This is a genomic window from Spirosoma sp. KCTC 42546 (genome assembly GCF_006965485.1).
GTDB lineage: Bacteria > Bacteroidota > Bacteroidia > Cytophagales > Spirosomataceae > Spirosoma.
This window is the reverse complement of record NZ_CP041360.1, coordinates 8,267,926-8,289,478: the sequence shown is the minus strand read 5'-3', so window position 1 is coordinate 8,289,478 and position 21,553 is coordinate 8,267,926. Positions and strand designations below refer to the sequence as shown.

Annotated in this window: 17 protein-coding genes; 2 read left to right on the top strand and 15 right to left on the bottom strand. The window is 47.1% G+C overall.

Annotated elements, in window-relative coordinates:
- Positions 1–13: 13 nt before the first annotated feature.
- From EXU85_RS33705 to pbpC, 14 genes are all read right to left on the bottom strand, one after another.
- Positions 14–637 (bottom strand): HupE/UreJ family protein, encoded by a 624-nt coding sequence (locus EXU85_RS33705; protein WP_142776281.1) that lies wholly within the window; start codon positions 635–637, stop codon positions 14–16.
- Positions 638–740: 103 nt separating this feature from the next.
- Positions 741–1,253: a gamma carbonic anhydrase family protein gene (locus tag EXU85_RS33700; protein ID WP_142776280.1), complete on the bottom strand. Its 513-nt coding sequence runs from the start codon at positions 1,251–1,253 to the stop codon at positions 741–743.
- Between the two features lie 102 nt (positions 1,254–1,355).
- A complete protein-coding gene (locus EXU85_RS33695; protein ID WP_246859359.1) occupies positions 1,356–2,789 on the bottom strand; it encodes a hypothetical protein in 1,434 nt (477 codons plus the stop codon).
- Positions 2,790–2,983: 194 nt separating this feature from the next.
- A complete protein-coding gene (locus EXU85_RS33690) occupies positions 2,984–3,610 on the bottom strand; it encodes a 4'-phosphopantetheinyl transferase superfamily protein (protein ID WP_142776279.1) in 627 nt (208 codons plus the stop codon).
- Positions 3,607–3,864, bottom strand: coding sequence for an acyl carrier protein (locus tag EXU85_RS33685; protein ID WP_142776278.1), 258 nt, complete (start codon positions 3,862–3,864; stop codon positions 3,607–3,609). Before EXU85_RS33685 ends, EXU85_RS33690 begins: the two co-directional genes overlap by 4 nt.
- 7 nt (positions 3,865–3,871) lie before the next feature.
- Positions 3,872–5,143, bottom strand: coding sequence for a beta-ketoacyl synthase (locus EXU85_RS33680; RefSeq protein ID WP_142776277.1), 1,272 nt, complete (start codon positions 5,141–5,143; stop codon positions 3,872–3,874).
- Positions 5,136–5,615 (bottom strand): 3-hydroxyacyl-ACP dehydratase FabZ family protein, encoded by a 480-nt coding sequence (locus EXU85_RS33675; protein ID WP_168207912.1) that lies wholly within the window; start codon positions 5,613–5,615, stop codon positions 5,136–5,138. The genes EXU85_RS33680 and EXU85_RS33675 overlap by 8 nt, the downstream gene beginning before the upstream one ends.
- The gene (locus EXU85_RS33670; protein ID WP_142776276.1) at positions 5,593–6,390 is read right to left on the bottom strand and encodes an SDR family oxidoreductase; all 798 of its coding nucleotides are present in this window, start codon (positions 6,388–6,390) and stop codon (positions 5,593–5,595) included. The genes EXU85_RS33675 and EXU85_RS33670 overlap by 23 nt, the downstream gene beginning before the upstream one ends.
- Complete coding sequence (locus tag EXU85_RS33665) at positions 6,384–7,436, bottom strand: type III polyketide synthase (RefSeq protein WP_142776275.1); 1,053 nt, start codon at positions 7,434–7,436, stop codon at positions 6,384–6,386. The genes EXU85_RS33670 and EXU85_RS33665 overlap by 7 nt, the downstream gene beginning before the upstream one ends.
- Positions 7,433–8,146: a methyltransferase domain-containing protein gene (locus EXU85_RS33660; RefSeq protein ID WP_142776274.1), complete on the bottom strand. Its 714-nt coding sequence runs from the start codon at positions 8,144–8,146 to the stop codon at positions 7,433–7,435. The genes EXU85_RS33665 and EXU85_RS33660 overlap by 4 nt, the downstream gene beginning before the upstream one ends.
- A gap of 95 nt (positions 8,147–8,241) precedes the next feature.
- A complete protein-coding gene (locus EXU85_RS33655; RefSeq protein ID WP_142776273.1) occupies positions 8,242–9,384 on the bottom strand; it encodes an NAD(P)/FAD-dependent oxidoreductase in 1,143 nt (380 codons plus the stop codon).
- Between the two features lie 141 nt (positions 9,385–9,525).
- Entirely contained in the window at positions 9,526–15,009 is a 5,484-nt protein-coding gene (locus EXU85_RS33650; RefSeq protein WP_142776272.1) for an alpha-2-macroglobulin, read from the bottom strand.
- A gap of 94 nt (positions 15,010–15,103) precedes the next feature.
- Positions 15,104–15,541, bottom strand: a complete 438-nt coding sequence (locus EXU85_RS33645) for a nuclear transport factor 2 family protein (RefSeq protein ID WP_142776271.1) — start codon at positions 15,539–15,541, stop codon at positions 15,104–15,106.
- Positions 15,542–15,602: 61 nt separating this feature from the next.
- Complete coding sequence (gene pbpC, locus EXU85_RS33640; RefSeq protein ID WP_142776270.1) at positions 15,603–17,993, bottom strand: penicillin-binding protein 1C; 2,391 nt, start codon at positions 17,991–17,993, stop codon at positions 15,603–15,605.
- Positions 17,994–18,098: 105 nt separating this feature from the next.
- Between pbpC and EXU85_RS33635 the strand changes: the two genes are divergently transcribed.
- Positions 18,099–19,493 carry an MBL fold metallo-hydrolase RNA specificity domain-containing protein gene (locus tag EXU85_RS33635; protein ID WP_142776269.1) on the top strand — a complete coding sequence of 465 codons (1,395 nt, stop codon included), beginning with the start codon at positions 18,099–18,101 and terminating at the stop codon, positions 19,491–19,493.
- A 138-nt stretch (positions 19,494–19,631) separates the two neighbouring features.
- Here the strand turns inward: EXU85_RS33635 and EXU85_RS33630 are convergent, their stop codons facing one another.
- Entirely contained in the window at positions 19,632–19,835 is a 204-nt protein-coding gene (locus EXU85_RS33630; RefSeq protein ID WP_142776268.1) for a hypothetical protein, read from the bottom strand.
- A gap of 108 nt (positions 19,836–19,943) precedes the next feature.
- Here EXU85_RS33630 and EXU85_RS33625 point away from each other — a divergent pair, with 108 nt between their 5' ends.
- The gene (locus EXU85_RS33625) at positions 19,944–21,413 is read left to right on the top strand and encodes a BatD family protein (protein WP_142776267.1); all 1,470 of its coding nucleotides are present in this window, start codon (positions 19,944–19,946) and stop codon (positions 21,411–21,413) included.
- The last annotated feature ends 140 nt before the right edge of the window (positions 21,414–21,553 follow it).

The window sequence follows — 21,553 nt, the reverse complement described above, 5'->3', positions numbered from 1 at the left end:
ACTAAAAATAGGGTTACTTTAACAACTCGCTCAAATACTCATTATTGATTATGAGCGATAGGGCCATGCCCGCTACCATGCCTGATATAATGAGCGTCCAGCGTAAACGACTGACCCGCCCCAGACCAATCAGAACATAGGCCAGTGCCAGCACGAGACTAACAATAACTAACTGCCCAATTTCCAGTCCGATGTTAAAGGCCAGTAAAGGCTGTATAATATCAGCCTCCTTGCCCAGTAAACTGCGGAGGTAGTTAGAGAAGCCCATTCCATGGATAAGCCCAAACGTTAGAGCCAAACCGTATCGCCAGGAGCGATAGGCTAGTTGGGGTGTAGACGATGATCGTGATTTCGATTTAGGCTCCTGAAAAAAGAAATTGGTGATGGCTGTAATCAGAATCGTAATGGGGATAAGTAACTCAATCAAATCGGTCTTATAATGAATGAGTTGTAAAGTTGCCAGCGCCAGCGTAATCGAATGGCCGATGGTGAATGCCGTGACCAGAATCAATACCTGTCGCCACTGTTGCAGGGTATACACCGCACAGAGCGCAACAACAAATAAAATATGATCGTACCCACGAGGATCTGTAATGTGATCGAAACCTAAGCGAAGATAGATCAGAAAATCGTCCATGGTATTTAGTGGAGTAGGTGGAGTGAGTGGAATAGGTGGAGTCCGTGAAATGGTTACAGCAACTGAGTTTACTTACTGCACTCACTCCACCTACTCCACTAATTTACTCCTTAAACCAGCTTGCGTACATGACGTAGTTATTGGCCGTTCGCGCAAAGACTTCACCTTGCTCAGGCGAAACGGCTTTTAGGAAGCGCGCTGGGTTTCCCGCGTAAATAGAACCCGGTGGCACGACCGTATTTTGCGTGACAATAGCGCCAGCGGCAATAATACTGCCCGTGCCAATAACGGCCCCATCCATAACGATGGCGCCCATGCCAATTAGCACATTGTCTTCAATCGTACAACCATGCACAACCGCGTTATGGGCTACGGATACATAGTTGCCAATAGTAGTTTTGGATCTTTGGTATGTGCAATGAATGACAGCCCCATCCTGAATATTGGTCCGGTCGCCAATGGTAATGGAGTTGACATCACCACGAATTACGGCATTGAACCAGACCGTACAGTCACGCCCCATGCTTACCTCGCCCACGATTGTAGCGTTTTCGGCAAACCAGCAGTTTTCGCCAAAGACCGGGCCAATACCCCGAACAGATTTAATCAGTGCCATGCTGCAAAGATAGGCCGTTCACGTTTATTGCTACATTCTGATCAAATAAAGAAGGGCTGGTTCACTGAACCAGCCCTTCAGGTATACTAGGCGAGTACTAATTTATTTTTTATCAACCTTATCAACGGCTTTATCAATTGTATCGCCAATATCATCAACAAGTTTATTCGTTTCTTTTTTCACTTTGTCGAAATCATCCTCACTGGATCGTTGTACTTTATAATAAGAATCCGCTAACTGACGGCGCTTATCTTCCAGATCTTTAACTCGATCTTCCCGTTTTTTACGATCCCGTCGGCTTTCGTTTTTTACATCGGCTTTGGCGTCGTCAATCTGATCGTCGAGCTTATCCATCTGTGCCGAAATCCGATCTGTTAAATCGCGACGGTCGCGGTCCGATGCCCGGTTACTGGATTGATCGTTGCTACGACTCTCCATTCGATCATCCTGGCGGCCATTCCGGTTGTCGTTATTGTTTTGATTATCCCGGTTGTCATCATTATTCCGCCGATTATCGTTCATATCCTGATTGTTGCGGCTGTTCTGACTGTCGTCATTATTCCGACGATTATCGCGATTGTCAGAATAATTACCGTTTTGGCGGTCATCGGAGCGATTAGTATTGTTCCGATTGTTCTGATCATCGTTGCGATAGTCGTTGTTTCGACTGTCGTTATTATTTCGGTTGTCATCCCGGCGATCGTTATAACTGGAACGGTTATCACGGTTGTTGGACTGACGATCCGAATTGCTGCTGTCGCTATACCGACTGTTCTGGTTATCCCGATTGTCTCGATTATCGCGATCCGACATCATGCGGTCGTTATTCGAATAGGAGTTGCGGTTATCCCGGCTGTCGTACCGATCGTTCGATGAATTTCGATTGTCGTACCGGTCGTTATTGTTTCTGTCATCATCCCGACGGTCGTTGTAGGCATCGCGGTTGCGATAGTTGTCATTATCTGACCGACCGTTGTAGGAATCTCGGCTATCCCGATCATCGTACCGATTACTATAGGAGTCACGACGATTATCGTACCGATCGTTGTAAGAGTTTCGGTTATCCCGGTCATCAGAGCGGCTATTGTACGAATCCCGATTGTCTCGCCGATCAGTGTAGGAGTTTCGGTTGTCCCGATCATTATACGAATCCCGGCTATCGTAAGAACGGTCATTATCATAATCGTTATAGCGGTTATTGTACGAACTGCTACCCGACATTCGGCTGGGCCGGTCGTCCCGATCGTCAGACCGATACGTGCTGTTATACGGATTTCTGTAGGCGTTTGATGAGTTATCATTCAAGCTCATCCGATCATCATCCCGATTCCGACGGCTAAACACACTGCCTTCATTATCCTCATTCTTAGCCCGTGGATTCCGGCTATCGCGTTTGTTACTTGTGCGATCCCGCTGAACGATGTCCTCGCGGCTATTTTTTGAATCGCCGTACAGCCAGTTCTCAAACGAAGCGCAGGACGACAGACTAACGGTAGCGGCCAATAAAGCACCTACTACCCAAATTTTCCTTTTCATAACGTTGTAGCATTTTTTAATAATAGCGATTGAGATAAGCCAAAAAACGTACCAATGCGATTATAACACCTATAACCGATGAAGTAAGGTAAATGTTGGCATGCAATTCTACGCCGACTGTAGAGTGAAATGCCCAAGAATGACTATTTAAGAGGTGATGTAAGTTGTACCCATGAGCTTCAGCCCGTGTTTAATTAAAATTTATACATAGGCAGAAGCCTATGGGTACATATAGCAAATGATCCATAATAGCCGTGGTGGCTTATACTAATGGGTATAGTAAGTAGTTCTCCTATTGTATTGATAAGGCATAATACAGGAATTCCCTGTTGATCTTTATGGATAGAACTATTGCTTTCTGGAATGGCTAATGTATCAGTGCAGTATTGCTTTACTTCTTTTCGAATACGGATAGTCTGGCTTTGATAAATGGCACTTTCAAGTGGAATAACTGCTTGATGGAAACCGGGAGAGCTGGTTACAGGCGTTGCTACGCTTGTAATGTAGTTTGTTGTAATCGATGACTTTGTCTGGTAAGCTTTCTCCTGAAAAACGACTCCTTCGGCCGTTGTCTCACTCAATAGATTGATATGACAGGTTAGTTTTAGAGGAGCAAAAACGCGTTTCCCGGTTTCACGCATACCTATTTTGTACGCACTTTCTTTCATACTCCAGAGCAGCCAGACCATACGTTCAGGATCATCGGCTGTATGGATTAGTTGTTGTTCGCAGGCAGTAAACAGCTTGTTCAGAAACCCGCTGCGTTGCCAGTTACTTTCCCGTTTTGCCTGCGCCAGATCAACAATATCGTTGCCGATCATTTCTCCTGTAGCTTGCTCATAATGATTTCGACGGCAGCGCCAACCGTGAGCATTCGCTCCATCGACTCATTATCGATCTCTATATCGTACGCTTCTTCTACGTCTAAGGCAATGTCGACCAGGTTTGCCGAATTGATTTTCAGGTCTTTCAGGAAGTCAGTTTCCTCGGTAACGTTCTCAAACGCCTGCTCATCCTGAACGTATGGCTTTACAATTTTCTTTAGGGTCTTGATTAACTCTTCTTTCGTTTGCATAGCTCGTTTAGGATTGAAATTTTTTCAAAATAACACACGCATTCACGTCTCCGAAACCAAAGTTGGCTTTCGCAATGACTTGAATATCTTTTTGAATAGGATGTTGCGGAATTCGTTCGGGGGCAATAAGTGCAGAAATTTCAGGGTGTGTATCTTCGGAATTGATAGAGGGGTAAATAAATCCGTTATATAACTCTAAAACGGCGGCCACACATTCAACGCTTCCGGCAGCGCTCAGGCAGTGCCCCACCATGGATTTTAGCGAATTAATAATCGGGAAATCGGCTCCTCTTCGTTGCAGTGCTTCGCACCAGGCGGTCACTTCTGCCGAATCTTTAATTGTAGCGGTTAAATGGCCGTCAATCACATCAATAGACTCAGGCTGAACATTGGCCTGTTCCATTGCTTTCTGGATACAGCGTTTAACAGCGTTCGGGTTAGGGGCTGTCATAGAGCCGCCACCCCGCTGGCCACCGGAGTTGACGTGTCCCCCCGCAATTTCGGCATAAATAGTCGCCTTTCGCGCCAGCGCACTATCCAGGGATTCCAGTACCAGCGCACCGGCACCGCTGGCCGGAACGAAGCCGCTGGCGGTAGCACTCAAGGGCCTTGATGCCTTCTCTGGTGAGTTGTTGTATTGATAGGGTAGCACACGCATGGCATCAAAGCCACCCCAAATATAAGGTCCATGGTCATTGCAGCTACCAGCCAGCATTCGTTTAGCATGACCATTTGCGATACGGTCGTAGGCGAGCCAAAGGGCTTCGGTGCCCGTAGCGCAGGCGGCTGAATTTGCTGTAATCTGGTTGCCGAGTCCCAACATTCCACTTAGGTAAGCACTTACCCCACTGGTCATGGTTTGCACAACGGCAGTGCTGCCTAATCGCCTGACCTGGCCCTGATCAACCTTATAAATTGCTTCCCGAAGTTTGTCGATTCCCAAAATACCGGTTCCGAATACGATACCACAGTCCCAGTCTGGCTCATGGGTGGCTATTGGTAAACCGGCGTTATGCCAGGCTTCCATGCCAGCAATCACTCCATAGATAACACCACTACTGTTGAGTTGATGAAGCTGTAAGTCTGAAAAATACTGATGTTTATGTGCGTCGGTTACGGGTGGAATGCCTCCAATCTGACAGGAAAATTTAAGGTCGGCTAATTCCTGGTGAAAGGTAATTCCACTTTTGCCTGCCTGAATAGCCTCTAAAAACGAAGGTACACCCACTGCATTTGGTGCCACTACACCCAGGCCCGTGATAACGACTCGATTACGCATACTTTTTCGATTTCATCATACCTGAAATGGCACCCTGGCAAACTAACTCTCCAGTAGTGTTGAACATTTCTATGTTACACTTCAACTTATGAAATCGAAAATAGTCTTTCGTAGACCGTACAATAACGGTTTCGCTGGGGAAAACGGGTTTGTAAAAGTCGACTTGGGTAGACGTAAGGGCTATTTCGATGTCGCTGGAGTGGGTATCTGCCAGTAGAAATATACCCAGGCAAACAACGCCTATCTGGGCCATAACTTCCGTCAGAATAACACCGGGCGTTACCGGTTTTTCAGCAAAATGTCCTTCGTAGAAATACGAATCAGCGGGGAAGGTATAACTCCCTTCAACCCCATTTTCATCGATTGCATACAGACTGTCCACAAACAAAAAGGGTTTGCTGTAGGGTAGCTTTGAGAGGATATGGCTAAACGTCTGCAAGGGGTAATCGTTATTGAAGGTGTTCACCGCCATTCACCTGAATCACGGTACCATTAATCCAGGCCGCTTCATCTTTACAGAGTAGATACGCTGCATTGGCTACATCGGTTGCTTGGGTTAATCGGGAAAATGGATTCCTTTGTTTGCTATGACTTAATAAAGATTCGTAACCGGGAATCATGCGTAATGAAGCGGTATCTGTAACGCCTGCCATAATGCAGTTTGCCCGAATACCCGAAGGGGCCATTTCCAGCGCAATACTTCGGGAGATAGCTTCCAAAGCTGCTTTGGCTGCCGAAACGGCCGCGTAGTTTTTCCAGGCTTTGGTGCTTCCTTCGCTGGTGAAACTAATGATACGTGCGTCGGTGGCAAATAATGAAGCGGTTAATAAGTCTTTCGACCAGTTGTATAAACTAATTGCCATGGCCTCAATTGTTAACTGAAAATCGTCATGCTGAAGTTGAGGCTTATTATCTGAGATCATCGGTTTTAAATTCCCCTTAGCGATGCTGTGGACTAAGGCTCTTACTTTTCCATCTGTACCCAAATGCTCACGTAAATCGGTGATTACGAAACGGCGTTTGTCAGCATTGGTGGCATCCACATTGTACTGCCTGAGTAAAACACCTTCCGCTTCAAGTTGCTTAAATTCGGCTTCAACAGCAGGAAGGTCCGCTTTTCGGGTGCGGTGGACGATACACATATTCATACCATGACGCGCCAGTTTTTGTGCTGTTGCCAACCCTAATCCCTGGCTACCACCTAAAATAACGGCCCAATAATTTTTATCGCTAAATTCTTTTACCACTTCAGTAAAACGCGTTGTGCCGAAAACCCTGGACCAAAACTTAACATGAGCCCGTAGGTGTCTTTGGCGGGCTGTTTATCCATAAATCGCTCCAATACATAAAGCACCGTAGCGCTCGACATATTACCATACAGGCGTAACACCTCTTTCGTTTCGTCAATATTCTTGCCCATTTTGCCAAAAATCTCCTGCACAACCTCCACAATTTTTCGGCCACCAGGGTGGAATATCAAGTGCGATATCTCATCGATACTCAACTGGTTTTTTGCCAGAAATGGATAAATAATGTCGGGAAAATGGGCGGCTATCGTATCGGTCACCGACTTATCCAGGACCATTTGAAGGCCTGTATTGGAGAGGTCGAATCCCATTAAATGGGTGGCATCGTAAAAATGATACATATCTTCGGCAATTACTTCCGGCCCTTTATCTGCTTCATTGGACGATAGCAACACACAGGCGGCCCCATCCCCAAAAATGGCTGCACTAACAATATTAGCCATCGAAAAATCATCCAGCTGAAACGTCGCTGTTGGCGACTCTACCGCTAGCAGGGCAGCCCGTTTACCAGGATTTGCCTTTAAAAAATTTTTGGCATAGATGATACCAGATACACCAGCTACACAGCCCATTTCAGTAACAGGAAGCCGGACCACATCCTGCCGCATTTGTAGTCTATTGATCAGATACGCATCCAACGACGGAATCATAATGCCCGTACAACTTACCGTAATCAGGTAATCAATATCGGTTAGTTTCCAGTCTGTTTTGGCTAGTGCATTTTTAAGCGCTTCTTCCCCTAACTTAATAGACTCTCGACTATATATCGCGTTTTTTTCGGCGAACGACGTTTTTGCAAAAACCTCAGTTGGTCCCATAATTGAATAGCGCCGATCAACCGCTGCGTTTTCAAAAATCTTTTTTACTTTTCGTTGAAAACGAGTATCCTGATCAGCCAGCCAAACTTCCAGAAATGGTAAAATGTCTTTTGTGTCACGCCAATTTTTTGGTAATGCTTTTGCTACTGCTGTAATTTTTACACTCATAGGTTTTTGATAATCCATTGATAGCGGAAAGCCCACCTCCAGTTAATCCAGTATTTTTTTAATTGCAGTTCTTTAGAAAATGATTCTAAATCATGCTTTTTAAAGCCACGCAAAATAGAGGTCAGGCCATCTTCTTTAGATAATTTAGTAAGCCCAAATACAACGCAGATAAGCTGAAAAAGACGGTAAGCCAAGGCACTACGTTGTAGGTCATTGATAACTACACCAAGTGTAGCTTTGTTAGTTAATAAACCCATCAGTTGTAAAATTTCTTTATCGGAGAAATGATGTAACGTTAGGGTACATACGGCGACATCGTACGTCAACGAAGCGAATTCGTCGCCAAAGACATTTGCAGACGTATAGGTTATTGTTGGGTAGGCTTCAGAACAGGCCTTTGCATGATTAATGGCATCGGCATTTGCATCGATGCCCAGAATTTTAAACGGAATACCTTCTTTTTTGCCAAAATCAGCAATTGCCCGACACATATCACCATTTCCACAACCTACGTCGACAACCGAAATTACCTTCCCGTTTGGCTGATCTTTTAGTAATTTTTTTAATCCATCCAGCGTAATTTTATTCCCGCCCAACCATTGATTAATAGTGGCAATTTTGTCTAACGCATCCCGTAATTCATCACCTTCCAGCGAAAAATCGTCTAAAAATTCTTCTTTGGATGTACGCTGTGCAGTATTTACAATCATTAACGTAAAAAATTACTTGGGCCAACCTGGATTCTGTTGATTATTTGGATTCTATTCTTTCGTAAAATTTAACGAAATTACATTCACTTATTACTCTAACTGTCTACATAGTTACCCACTAATGGTTCGCCATGCGTTTGTTTAATCAGTAAGGGTAGCATAGCAGGAGTTAGTTGTAAGCCACTCATTAAAACGGATGCAAGAAAGGGTCGTTGTAATAAGGATTGAACAATTCGGCCCGTGGTCAATCTTTTTTTGAAAAAATAATTCCAGGAAATGGTATACTCATCTTCCAAAACCTCCCTATTCAGGTTTGTACTTCTGTAATAGTTAATGATTAATTCGGAAACAATTTTGGCACTGTGAATGGCCATCGCCATACCATTTCCGCATAATGGGTGAATAACCCCAGCGGTATCGCCACACATTAACATGTGGTTTTCGACTGGTTGCTTTTTCGCGAATGAGATCTGGCTAATTGTCAAGGGCTTATCAAATAATGGGATGGCCTTAGAAAAAAAATCCTTTAAAAAAGGATTCTGGCTCATGACATTCTGTTGAAAGGCCTCAAGGTTTTTATGTTTTTTGAAACTGCTGTAATTCGTTAAATAGCAGGCATTAACCAGGTTGTCTTCTACCTGACACAGCCCACAGTATCCGCCATCGAAATTGTGAAGCGATACTAAATCATCGGGAAAATCGGCTTTGTAATGAGCCTTGACACCCATCCACGGCGACTCGTTTAGTATGAAGTTCCGTTGGAGTTGTTTATCTACCGACGAGCGTTTGCCATAAGCCCCAATAACCAGTTTTGATGTATACACTTTCCCGTCGGATGTACGTACTGTGAACTGATCATTCTGAAACTGAACATCTGTTACCTGACTTTGTATAATGGAAACGCCAGAAATTAGGGCTTGCTTATATAGGAAGTCATCGAGTGTGTACCGACTAATGCCAAATCCACCCAGCGGCAATTCACTTTCTATTGTTTTCCCAGAAACGGTACTAAACAAAAAACGATGTATTCGAGAAGGATGTAAGCCATCAACTGAGATACCCAACTGGTGCAGATAAGGCAATACCTCATTGGATACATACTCACCACATACTTTGTGTTGTGGATAGGCATGTTTTTCAATAAGAGCGACTCGAAAGTTTTCCCGAGATAGATGAATGCCCGCCGTCAGCCCTGCCAAACCACCACCAATAATAAGTATGTCGGCATCCTGGAGCATGGATTGTCTCGTTTTGGGTGATAAACTATACGATGAGCCAACATGTTTGACACAATAGCCCGCTGATGACGCTGATCTTTATGATTTACACAGATTATACCCGCGTAAATCATAAAGATCAGCGTTAGCAGCGTTCTACTATTATTTCACTACCAGAACACCTGCTCCGTTATAGCTCCGGTATTCGCCATTGTACATCGCATCGGCTGACACCGGCCCCACAACGAAGCGACCTTTCGATACGGCTCTTGTCAGATAATAAAACGTGCGCTCGGTTCCGGTAGCTGTTGTGTAAAAATTGATCCGGTCGTCGCGCAGGTCGAAGTAGTCAGGGGCGTCTGGTTTCTTGATCCAGGGCATGTCGCGAGGCTCCGTCAGGCGCGGGTTTTCGACCTCAAGCCCGGCCGGGAGCAAATCCGTTACAACAACATTCTCTACATTCAGACCATTGGTACTGGCGAGGGTAATTTTTACCACCACCAGATCGTTCTGCCGGATATCGCTTATGGGCTGACCTTCCCGATTCAAGTATTGACGACGAACCTGAACCCCATTGTCTTCTTCCGCAATTTTTCCGCTCGCCGGAATGCCCTCGCTCTGGGCAAAATAATATACGTTCCCGCTGCCTTGAGCACTCAGATTAAGTGGCGCATTTGTTGGCACACGCTTTAGATTGAGCAAAGCTGCGTTCATAGTGCCCAGCGATTTTCCTCCGGCAGTCAACGTAGCCGTAGCGGTGCTGTTGGCTGTTTGGCGGGACAGCTTGCCCAGTGCCAGAAACGCAAACGCGGCTTCCTGCGTGTTGAGGTAACTGGTCTGTTTCAAGGCTCCCGATAGCTGGCGGGCCAATGTCGGAATCTGGATGTTATTAATGTCCGTATCAACTAGTGCGTCGAGAACGAGGGCAAGGTTCCGCACAGGTGATGCATAACTGCCCCCTGTTTGCCGTCCGGTTGTATTGTCCGTAAACCGTTTAGGAAGCAGAGCGGCAAAACTGCGAGTGTCGCCAACGCGGAAGAAGGTTGATGCCAGCAAATAACGACTGTCGGGTGTAAGTAAGGCCGCGTTCTGCTTGTAATAATTCATAGCCGACCGATTCGGTTTGCCTGCTACTGCCAGCGCATAAAGCCCGTAAATACTAGTCCGACTAGCCACCTTATGAACCGTTTTTCCACCCGTTTCATCGAACGTAACGGCGTTTTCAGTGGCCGGGCTGTTAGTGAAGGTCGTTAAAAAGTCGATGGCCGAACTCAGCACCGATGGCCGGACTTCATAACCCGCTTCCTGCGCTTCGGCCAGGAAATGCATGGCATAGGCGCTGGCCCATTCGTCCACATTCGACTTACCTGCTACCGCAACCATACCCGGCCACATCGTGAAACCGCCGTTTGATGCTTGCTGACTTTCTACCGTTTGTACCGCCTGCCGAACGTTGGTGGCTGGATTAAGATCGCTCTCGCCCGCCCGAACAAAATAGGTGTTGGTAGATAGTTGCCTGGCCAGATCAGCAAAATACAATTGTGGGAAAGCTTTCGAGATCGTTTGCTCGATACAACCATGCGGATAACCGAGCAAATACGACAACTCGCGCCCATACTGCGCCACCGGCGACCGGCTTAGCGTAATACTGGCCTTAGCAGTGCCGGACAGGAAATTGCCCGCTAATTGCAACGTTTGCGTTTTTCCACCCGCTACGGCACCTGATAACGATGTTTTCTGTAACGAAGCCGCTGGTCGAACCGTGATGTCCGTTTTTTCGGTGAAGGTTTCATTCAATCCGTTGGCTGCTATCGTGATGGTTCCGGCACCAATGGCCTGTTTTGCCGAAATTCGGAAGATGGCTCGGCTTTCACGTCCGGGCTGAATCGTGAGCTTCTGGGTAGATAAGCTATCGGCAAGTAACGGTCCGGTAAGGCTTAGTTTGGCTGTAATGCTGGCTACTTGTTTGGTTGTGTTGCTTAGGTTGACTGGCAGTTCGAGCTGGTCGCCGGGGGTGAGGAAACGAGGAACGCCCGTACTAATCACAATAGGGTCGGCCACTTTCATATTGCTGTTTGCCGACCCAAAGGCGTTGTCTTTGTAGGCAACGGCCATGACTCGCAAATCGCCCGAAAACTGCGGGATGTCTACCGAGAATTCAGCTTCTCCGTCAGAGCCAGTTTCTAAAATACCACTCCAGAGGGCAACTAATCGAACGCGACCATTGCTAAGTGGATTCACTCGTTTCTCCAGGTCATAGCCGTCACCTCCTACGCTCGATGTGGATTTTAGTGACAGTTCAGGATAGAGCAGTGCGTATAAATCGTGACTACCAACCTCGAGCGCACGTTTCTGATAAAAGAACCCGTGTGGATCGGGCGTTTTGAAGTTCTTGAGTTGCAGAATTCCTTCATCGACCACGGCCACCGTAACTTGAGAATTGCCCGCTGTTTTCACCCGAATCGTTTGCTTCGTTTTCGAGCGCGATTGGGTCACCGCCGTAATTGTGACCGGAAGTTTTGTGTCAGCATCCTGAACAGACACGGGCGCAAAACCATGGGCAACCGTCAAAGGTAAGTTTGTGTTGTCGATGGCCCGGATGAGGGTGGCCGTTACGTACACATTCGGTAAATGCTCACTCCCAACCGAAAAGCTCCATTCAGCTGATTTATTGCTTGTAGTTAACCAGTGTTGTTCAAGTACATGATTTCGCTCGACAGTTACGAGCAGTTTACCATCGAAAGGAGCCTTGAACAGGACCTTTGCCTTGTCGCCGGTTTGGTAAGTCGGTTTATCGAGGGTCATTAGCACCTGACCTTCTTGGCTTACTTCAAACGATGAAGCTGAGGTGCTTCCGTAGCCGTACGCGTAAAAACTAGTGGCTGCATAATTCTGTGCCGAAGGCCGCCGAACACGGATTTCGTATTCACCCGAAACGGTTGGTACGTAACGAAAGGCTGACTTCCCACCTTTGAATAGCAACGAGTTTGTGTAAACCGATTTCTCACGCCGTTTAGTCGAGTATTTTATCCGATCACCGTCTTTCTCGATCACCGTTTGGTAGTCATAGCGTACCACTTCGACCGATGCGGAAGCTGAAGCCCGGAGTGCACCGTCGGGGTCAAGTGCAACGAGTTCAGCCGCAACCGGGGCGTTGGTTGCTACATAGCGATCCGGAAGCCGCACACCAAAGAACGTATCCTGCGTTAGAACGTCCAATCGGCGGAGTCTATTAACAGGTCGGCCATTTTCGTCAAAGACGGTTACGAATAGTTTGGCTTCAAGCAGGCCAATGTCCTGATAGAGTGCTGGAATGGGGAATTTTTCAGTGGCCTGGCCATTGGCATTGGTACGTCCCTGCCGGACTTCTTTTGGAAAAACATCAGGTTTGCCCGCGGCTTCTCCGGCAGTACCGGACTGGCCATTTGGAATATCGAAATCATAATCACCAAAGCCTTTGGGGGCAAATACTTTACGCTTCAGCTGTAGCTCTACCTCATACGCCCGATCAGACGCAGGCGGGCCAAACAGATTCATCGCCGTTGCCGATAGTGTAATGGTCTGCCCTGATTTGTAGCTTGTCTTATCGGTCAGCACATCCACTTTAATCCGATCGGGAACGAATTCTTCAACGCTCACCGCCTGTGATGTGAGCAAGACGTTGTTCGCATTCAGTACTTCAATGGTGTAGCTACCGGTTACGGCGGCAGGGTTCAGGGGTACGTCGGTGGCAACGGCTCCCTGTGCGTTGGTGGTTTTTCGGAACGTACGAAATTCGCGGCCATTGGGCGTTAACACTCGGATCAACACCGGAATTTCACCAACACTTTGCCAATTCTGCGCCCGAATAACGGTGTTGAAATGAATGGTTTCGCCGGGACGGTAAATGTCACGGTCACCATATACGAAGGCATCGAATCCAGACTCATTATCGTACTTGCCTTCTACCTCAAAGCGGGAGGTTTCAACCTGCGTGTCGGGCAGGAACAGGAAATTGAAGTCGTCGGCAGTGCGGGCGGTAAGGAGCGCAATTTTGAAGCCCGGCGCTTTCTCGGTTACCTTATCGAACTTAACAAAGCCGCTGCCGTCGGTTTTAAGTGTATAAACAGATTGATTGTTATTGCTCACCAGGGTTACCTCAACACCTTGAAGAGGTTCTGCGGTACGGATGGAATTGGCCCAGACCAGCACTTCGTTTTTTGTCTCATGGGCCACCAGGCCAATGTCGGAGACCGAGACAAGCTGGCTGGCTTGTAAATACGCTTCGTCTTTTGAGTCGACAGAAACCAGGTAAACACCTCTAAAGTTATTATTCTGATCGGGTAGAGCCAGATTCAATGCCGAAACACCCCGAACCTTGGGTAAATCGGCAGTTTCAATGGTTTTCTTCACGAGCACATCGCTTAGATACCCCGGTTCGTCATCACTATAATTAAACGATCCGGATGGTCCCCATTCGCCATTAGCGTTTTCTTTATACTCCTCGTAGCGATTACTACGGAAGTAATTCAGAAGGTTGTTTTCATAGACTTTTGCTATTTTGACCTGTACTTTCGGCACGTTAACGATGTTAAGTCCTATGTTTCGTGCACCTTTTGACGATAGATAGAGCGCCTTTTTATTGGCGAACTGGATGCTGGCGGGCATCTTCCCGAAGAATAGATCTTTGCTTACCGGCTCATCCAGTTTCGTTGCTAATACACCCCGAATCTGGTCGGTCAGGGTAAGAACGTACGTATCTATCTCGTTGAAGTTACCCCGGATAATGAACCCATTTTCGGTTAGTTCGGCTGTTGTTTCAACCTCTGGCTGAATGGTATAATACTGGCTCAGTTCGGCGGGTTGTAGTTCCTGCGTAGTAATAACCCGAACGATGCCCTTATTATTCTCAAAGCTCGTTTGCACATCGGCCACTTCGACTTTATAGCGAGAAGGGAGCGTACTGGTTTCCTCAATAACATCTTTGCTTACATAAGCGGTGTTCGGTACTTTCAGCCCTTTTTCTAGCTTGACGGTTAGAGGTTGTTCGTTTTTCTGCGCTGGCGCATTCGTGAGCGTGAGCGCAACAGAGTTTTGTGCATCACTAGGGGATGTTTGCAGGCTAAGGGCTTTGTCTTCAGTCGAAACAGCGGCTTTGCTGGCTATCTCTGCGGACGAAACAGGGTAGTTAAAATTCAGCCGGGTTTTAGCAACAGGCTGCCCCGTTTCGCGGGAACGTGACCACCAGTTTTCGGTACCAGTGAGTTGCAGATAAGGTGTATGAAACGCGATCTCGTCGCCCGAAATTTTCAAGTCTTTGGTGTCCGACCGCTTCAGTAAATCATCGGTCAGTTCGGCGCGGTAATCCGTGGCTGGGTCAAACGCACGGGCGGGTGAGAAGACCAGTTCATTTGGCGCCGTCCACTTAAATTTCCCCCGAACGGCAGGTATAAAACGCACATATTGAGTGGAGTCCCATTCATCGAACTGATTGGTTGGGCCAACGTTTTTGTTGAAGGTAAAAGTGAGGTTCTGCGTTTGTTGAATTTCATCATCAAAATTGCGACCTACTACGGACACTTCATTGAACGGTAGACGCGAGCATTGAAAAAGAAGAAGCGAGAGTAGAGAAAAAAACAGAAAGGGTCTAAAGAGTCGCGTTTGCATGACGGTAGGAGTGAAAGGCCGAATATAGACGAAAAAACCCACTCCTAAATTGTGGAGTGGGTTGGTTTCCAGTAGCTGACTTACTAAGCGGTAGTTACCGGGTAGGTGTAAACTGAACGTTAACAATTTTCCAGGAGCCTCCCTGTTTGGCACATACAACCGAGAAAGAAACGGAATTATCGAACCCATTTCCCTGAACATTACCTTTGGCCTTCCACATGCCCGTCATTACGGCCGAATCGCTATTATACTGGCGCGTCCGGGTATCCGATACGGTAGCTGCATCAACCACCACGAAACCACCCCCAACGCCCTGTACAAGCATATCGCCATCAACGGTGCTACCATCGAAACTAACGAGGCTGAAATCGCTGGCGACTAAGGTGCCAAGGGTTTTGCTATCTTCATCCAGCATGGCTTTGAAGAAGGCATTGCCCAGAGCGGTTGGGTCTTGTGTAGAATCGGTAGCTTGTTGCGCGAAGGTGGCTGTGGAGAGAAGAAGTGCCGTAATAAAGGGGAGTACTAGTTTCATGGATACGTTAATTCGGTTTGAGGGTAAATAACTACGTGAGAAAGGCAAGATAAACAAACACTTACTCATAATTTACTAGTATCCGAATATCACTGCTCCGACCTTTATCATCGGCGCAGGAAATTTTTAACGCCCCCGCTTTAGGTTTGAAAAATACTGCTTCGGTTGGCTTGGCTCGTCGGTAAAATTTATCGTTCAAATACCAGAATACGGTTTGTACATCATTGGCAGTCTGGCAGCTCAACTCCATTTCGGCAGGTTGTTTTGGGTTGATAAAATACGCACTACCGTTATTCAGTCCCGTTATCTGCGGTCCAGTCTGGCCAATATTCTCAAACACCCGTTCGCAGGATGGATTATGAGGAGGGACTACCTCAAACGGAATATGACGACTTTGGTAAAACGTAATGACTTCCGGCGCCAAATTTGGATAGGAGCGACGCACGGAACCGCTATCCGGACGGCATTGGGCGCAATAGGAAATTGTCCCGGATGCATTGGTGAAAACAGCTTTCCGATGCTGGCAACGCCTATATCTAGATACGCCCATAATGCAATAGTCTGTCACCGGATTGGTACAAAACTCGCCTGGAACGTCGCCCGTTTCGGGGCATATAAGCCGCGACGATAATTTGGTTGCGCCTTTGGGGATTCGGAACCAACCCGTTGATGAATTATAGTCCAGCACGTTGAACAGCTGAAACAGCAAAGGCGTCGCGGTATTAGCGCCACTAAGTTCGGCTACACCCACCCCCGAAAAATTACCAACCCAAACCCCAATTGTATACCGTTGGTTATAGCCAATACTCCAGGCATCACGCCGGCCATAGGAGGTGCCTGTTTTCCAGGCAATCCTCGGAAGGTGATAGCTATTGTCGAAGTTATTGGGCAGATCTGGACGAGTGATTTGGGTGAGGGTGTGGGTAACCAGGTAGGCGGCTTCGGGGGATAAAAGACTTACCCCCGGCCCCGCCCCTTTTTTAAGGGGCGGGGCCGGGGCGGTCCGACGGGTCGGTGGGGTAGTATTCACACTAAACCGTAACTCCCTCATCTTCCCCCCATTCGCCAACCCGGTATAGAGCCGTGTCATCTCCTCTAGTGTAACACCGCAACCACCCAGAATCATGGAAAGCCCCAACTCTTTTGCCTGTTTTTTTATGGCCGAAAATCCGGCTTTCTGAAGGGTTGATACTAAAGATGGGGTTCCAATTTCCTTAAGCAACGCAACGGCCGGAATATTCAGCGAATTCGCCAGGGCAAATTCAGCTGTAACTGGGCCATTGAAACGTCGATCGTAGTTGTCGGGCTCATAGCCACCGAAGTTGCTCGGCACATCGGCCAATTTGGTTTTGGGCGTAATGATACCCTCATCGAAAGCCAACCCATACAGAAGCGGTTTTAGCGCGCTACCAGGGGATCGTACCGCGCGCACACCATCTACCTGACCGCCATCGAAGGCATTCCCAAAATCTGCCGAGCCGACATACGCTACCACCTCCTGTGATAGGTTATCCACAATCAATACCGCCGAATTGTGGATATTATAGGCTCGTATACGATCGGCGTAATGCTGCACTAACCGTTCTGCCGTGGTTTGTGCTGTCGGGTTCAGGGTTGACTGTATAATTGGAGTCGTTGGGTTTTCGGCCCGGAGCCGACGCGATAGGTGCGGTGCCAGTTGGGGAGCTTCCCGACGATACGCGTTGAGTGGCTCCCGTTGCGCATCAGTTATAGTTACATCGTCGAAGAGGTGTGCCTTCTGGAAGCGTGCGAGCCACCGATTGCGTTCCTGCACAATGAGCGCGTTTCGGACCCCTAGTCGTAGACTCGATGGCCGGTTCGGAATAATGGTCAGTGTTGTCAGTTCGGCCAGACTAAGCAATACGGGCGGTTTACCAAAATAAAGCAGGGATGCCGACTTAAGGCCCTCAATGTTACCCCCATACGGAATCAGATTCAGGTACAGTTGCAGAATCTCATCTTTCGAGAAATGAACTTCTAACTGCAAGGCCCGGAACAACTCAATTAGTTTATTTCCATAGGTGCGGTCGCGCGGTTCGAGAAGCCGTACCGTTTGCATCGTAATGGTCGAAGCCCCGGACGTTCGTCTACCTTTTAGCAGATTCCGGGCCGCTGCCCGAAGCATGGCCACTGGATTAAAACCGGGATGAAATCGAAAGTATTTGTCTTCTTTAAACAGAATGGCATCGCGTAGGGTGGGCGTAATTTCATTGAGTTCGGCATACATGCGCCATTTGTCGTCGCGGCTCAGGAAGGCATGCAGAATGGAGCCGTCTCGGGCCGTAATGATCGTTGAATACGGTACGTTGGTTTGAACAGGGAAAAAGAAATCCAGGCCGAAAAAAATCAATATAGCGGTGATACTGGTTTTCACAAAACGCGATTTCCAGAGTTGCTTCGCCAGGATTTTACCTTTTTCAATAGTCACCATGATAAGTCCGTGAAACTCTCTGTTTATTTGCACGTCTCAGTAGCATAGTTTGTACACGGAGATGTACAAAGAAACGCACAGATTTACCGAGAACATACCTAAATCATGACCATTCAATTTTTCGGCGCAGCCCGTACCGTTACAGGCAGTAAACACTTGCTGACCACCGCCAGTGGCAAACAAATCTTGCTCGATTGTGGGCTATTTCAGGGGATCAACACCGATGAGCTGAACCAACAGTTTGGATTCGATCCGGCCCTGGTTGATTACATGGTCCTTTCGCATGCGCACATCGACCACACAGGGCTGATTCCCAGGCTCGTGCGCAAGGGGTTCAAAGGCCCAATTTACACGACATCGGCCACAATTGATCTCTGCGAAGTGATGCTCATGGATAGTGCGCGGATTCAGGAACGCGACCTCGAACGAGTTAATGAGCGACGTAAGCGCCGGGGCGAGCCTGAGCTTGAGGCACTCTATGACGAAGAAGACGTACAGAAGGCACTCGATCAGATGCAAGCCGTGCAGTATGGAAAGTCGTTCATGATTTGCGATGAAGTGACGGGCTTACTAACCGATGCGGGCCATTTACTGGGCAGTGCAGCCGTTAGCCTGATGATTGAAGACAACGGGGTGGAGAAGCATCTTTTTTTTAGTGGTGATATTGGCCGTCCCGATGATAAAATTCTGCGCTCGCCCGATACCTTCCCACAGGCTGACTACATCATTTGCGAATCGACCTACGGCGACCGACTGCATGAAGCGGAACCTGATATGAAAGCGCATTTGCTCAATATCGTTCAGCAGACCTGTGTAGAAGGGCGGGGTAAGCTCATTATTCCGGCTTTTGCAGTTGACCGTACACAGGAGTTGATTTATGCGCTCGACCAGTTAGAAAGTGAAGGTCGTTTACCCCGTTTGCCAGTGTATATCGACAGCCCAATGTCGGTGAAAGCGACGAAGGTCATGCGTGATCATGAAGAAGATTTTAATCCGGATATTCTGGCTTATATCAAAAAGGATGGCGATGCGTTTAATTTCCCTAATCTGCATTATGTGACGGACGTAAACGAGTCGAAAGCCATCAATGATAGCAAAGAACCCTGTATTATCATTGCGCCATCGGGCATGGCTGAGGCCGGACGTATCAAGCATCATATCAAGAACAACATTACAAAACCCAATACCACCATTCTTCTGGTTGGTTATGCATCGCCAACCAGCCTGGGTGGCGCTCTGAAGCGGGGTGATAAGGAAGTGACAATTTTTGGCGAACGATACCCGGTTATTGCCCGTGTAGCTATTATGGACTCGTTCTCGGCCCATGGCGATTATAAGGAAATGCTTCACTTTCTGAGCTGCCAGAATCCCGCTCAGGTTAAACAGGTATTTCTGGTTCATGGCGAATACGACAAGCAACTTATCTGGAAAGATCACCTGCAGGCGGCTGGATTTCAGCATATAGAGATACCTGAAATGGGACAGAAAGTGAATCTGTAAAGGTATTTGGTTTACGGTTGGCTGCGCATGCGTGTTATTAACCGTAAACTAATTACCGTAGACCGAATACGGACAAAACAAAAAGCTCCCCTGGCTTCGCGAAGCCAGGGGAGCTTTTTTAGCCGTCAGACTACTTTGTCAGGTGAACCGAACCCGTGAAAAACAGTGGTTCAATACCACTCGGTAAACTTTGCCAAATTGGAGATAACACCAGCGTTTTAGTTGCTTAACTTCTTTTGGAATGAGCAACTTAATGGCTTTGGCCAATTCTTTTTCAAAAAGAGATTTATCAAAACTCACCTTCTGAAGGATGGTTTTGATATATTCGAGCATAGAGAGCATAGGGTATTAATTTGTTGTTTAGGAAGCCTATGGATATTGAAAGAGGTTGACTGGTTCGTTCTTATATCGGTAACGACTTACTATGAAAATTGTTGCTTCAAAATAACAATGTTACTTGCAATATTCCGCAAATTTTTTGCATTATTTTTCTTGGGTAGTAGTATAGCTTTTGGACAAGTTCCTGATAATGTTACTTCTATTGAATTAAGCCAAACTACTTTTCCTATTGAGCGGCCTTTTACTATTTCAGTCATCATTCCCAATAGCGAAAATAGGGTTACCATTCCCTTTCCTGATATAACCGGATTCACTAAACAAGGAATATCGACTAGTGTTTCCCCTAGTGAAGTTGGTGGAAAAACAATTACTAATCAAGTAATTACGCAAAATTATCTGGCTACTGCTTCCGGTCGATTTCGGTTGCCACCATTTACGATTACCATTAATGGTGAAACCGTGCGTTCGGATGGGGCAGTACTAGTTGTTCTGCCCTCCAAAACGGCAACTGCACCAACCGCTACTACACTTAATACGGTAGATGTAGTTACAGGGAAAGCCGCTTTTCTATCACTACGTGCGTCTAAATCGTCGGTTTATGCGGGTGAAGACGTGGCGCTGACCCTATCACTGTATATTGCCGATGACTATCCATACGTCCTCAATTTTACCGCTCTCGACAAGCAATTACAGGAGATCACCAAAAAAATCCGTCCGGCTAACTCGTGGGAGGAAAACCTGGCCATTACAGAATTGAAGCCGATCTCAATCCTAATCAGAGGGAAAAGATTCCGGGAGTTTCGTATCTACCAATCCGTCTTTTTCCCGCTTTCGAATCAGGATTTACGATTGCCCGCCGTGTCGCTTCAGTTAGTACGTCCACGACCCAACATTGGGCCACCCTCATCTCAGCCCGAAACAGTAGTATTTACCAGCAGACCACTCACCATAACGGTTAAGGCATTACCTCCGCACCCACTGCGGGGAAGGGTGCCGGTCGGGTCGTTTCAGTTGGAAGAAGGGCTAGATCGGCAGGGTGTTACTATAGGGCAAAGTGTTCGCTATACGCTAACCGTAATAGGAGAGGGAAATATTGCTACGCTTCCTGCTCCCGCGCTTTCAAATGAAACAGCAGAGTTTGATGTGTTTCCGCCCGAAGAACGCCACACAGTTACGAATAATGGGAATCAGGTAACAGGCCGTAAAACATTCAGCTACTTTATTGTACCACACCAGAATGGAGAGATTTCATTGGCGAACCGTTTCCAATGGATTTACTTCGACCCCAAAACCGGGCAATACGATACACTTCGACCACAATTGCGACTCCAGGTTGGGAACAAAAATCCTACTGCCGCAGCTCAGGTGGCGGCACCCAGTAGTGGTTCGGGAGCTAATGGCGAAACGTCATCAGGTATAACGACTGATCACTCGCTATATGCAGGTATTGAAGCCATGGATAGTACACTCCAGCCAATTAGCATTTCGGTGCTGGTTCGGGCCATTGCCAATGTGCTTATTTTGGTTATGTTGATCGGAATGGTATTCGTTTTTTTTAAAAAACAGGATACAGGACGATAGTTAGTATCATAAAATATTTTTCTAATCGTCAGTATTTTAGGCAGTTATATAAAGATAGGCGTTCTGCCAGGGGATTGTTGATGCGAACCGGCTAAATAATGACTCAATAACTAGCTAATTTTGCCTGAATACATATTACC

Excerpts from the sequence above, each read along its gene's own strand:
- EXU85_RS33675 (WP_168207912.1), bottom strand. The coding sequence starts at position 5,615 with ATGGCGGTGAACACCTTCAATAACGATTACCCCTTGCAGACGTTTAGC.
- EXU85_RS33680 (WP_142776277.1), bottom strand. The coding sequence starts at position 5,143 with ATGCGTAATCGAGTCGTTATCACGGGCCTGGGTGTAGTGGCACCAAAT.
- EXU85_RS33695 (WP_246859359.1), bottom strand. The coding sequence starts at position 2,789 with ATGAAAAGGAAAATTTGGGTAGTAGGTGCTTTATTGGCCGCTACCGTT.
- EXU85_RS33705 (WP_142776281.1), bottom strand. The coding sequence starts at position 637 with ATGGACGATTTTCTGATCTATCTTCGCTTAGGTTTCGATCACATTACA.
- EXU85_RS33700 (WP_142776280.1), bottom strand. The coding sequence starts at position 1,253 with ATGGCACTGATTAAATCTGTTCGGGGTATTGGCCCGGTCTTTGGCGAA.
- EXU85_RS33665 (WP_142776275.1), bottom strand. The coding sequence starts at position 7,436 with ATGAGTGTAAAAATTACAGCAGTAGCAAAAGCATTACCAAAAAATTGG.
- EXU85_RS33625 (WP_142776267.1), top strand. The coding sequence starts at position 19,944 with ATGTTACTTGCAATATTCCGCAAATTTTTTGCATTATTTTTCTTGGGT.
- EXU85_RS33635 (WP_142776269.1), top strand. The coding sequence starts at position 18,099 with ATGACCATTCAATTTTTCGGCGCAGCCCGTACCGTTACAGGCAGTAAA.
- EXU85_RS33630 (WP_142776268.1), bottom strand. The coding sequence starts at position 19,835 with ATGCTCTCTATGCTCGAATATATCAAAACCATCCTTCAGAAGGTGAGT.
- pbpC (WP_142776270.1), bottom strand. The coding sequence starts at position 17,993 with ATGGTGACTATTGAAAAAGGTAAAATCCTGGCGAAGCAACTCTGGAAA.
- EXU85_RS33655 (WP_142776273.1), bottom strand. The coding sequence starts at position 9,384 with ATGCTCCAGGATGCCGACATACTTATTATTGGTGGTGGTTTGGCAGGG.
- EXU85_RS33645 (WP_142776271.1), bottom strand. The coding sequence starts at position 15,541 with ATGAAACTAGTACTCCCCTTTATTACGGCACTTCTTCTCTCCACAGCC.
- EXU85_RS33690 (WP_142776279.1), bottom strand. The coding sequence starts at position 3,610 with ATGATCGGCAACGATATTGTTGATCTGGCGCAGGCAAAACGGGAAAGT.
- EXU85_RS33650 (WP_142776272.1), bottom strand. The coding sequence starts at position 15,009 with ATGCAAACGCGACTCTTTAGACCCTTTCTGTTTTTTTCTCTACTCTCG.
- EXU85_RS33660 (WP_142776274.1), bottom strand. The coding sequence starts at position 8,146 with ATGATTGTAAATACTGCACAGCGTACATCCAAAGAAGAATTTTTAGAC.
- EXU85_RS33685 (WP_142776278.1), bottom strand. The coding sequence starts at position 3,864 with ATGCAAACGAAAGAAGAGTTAATCAAGACCCTAAAGAAAATTGTAAAG.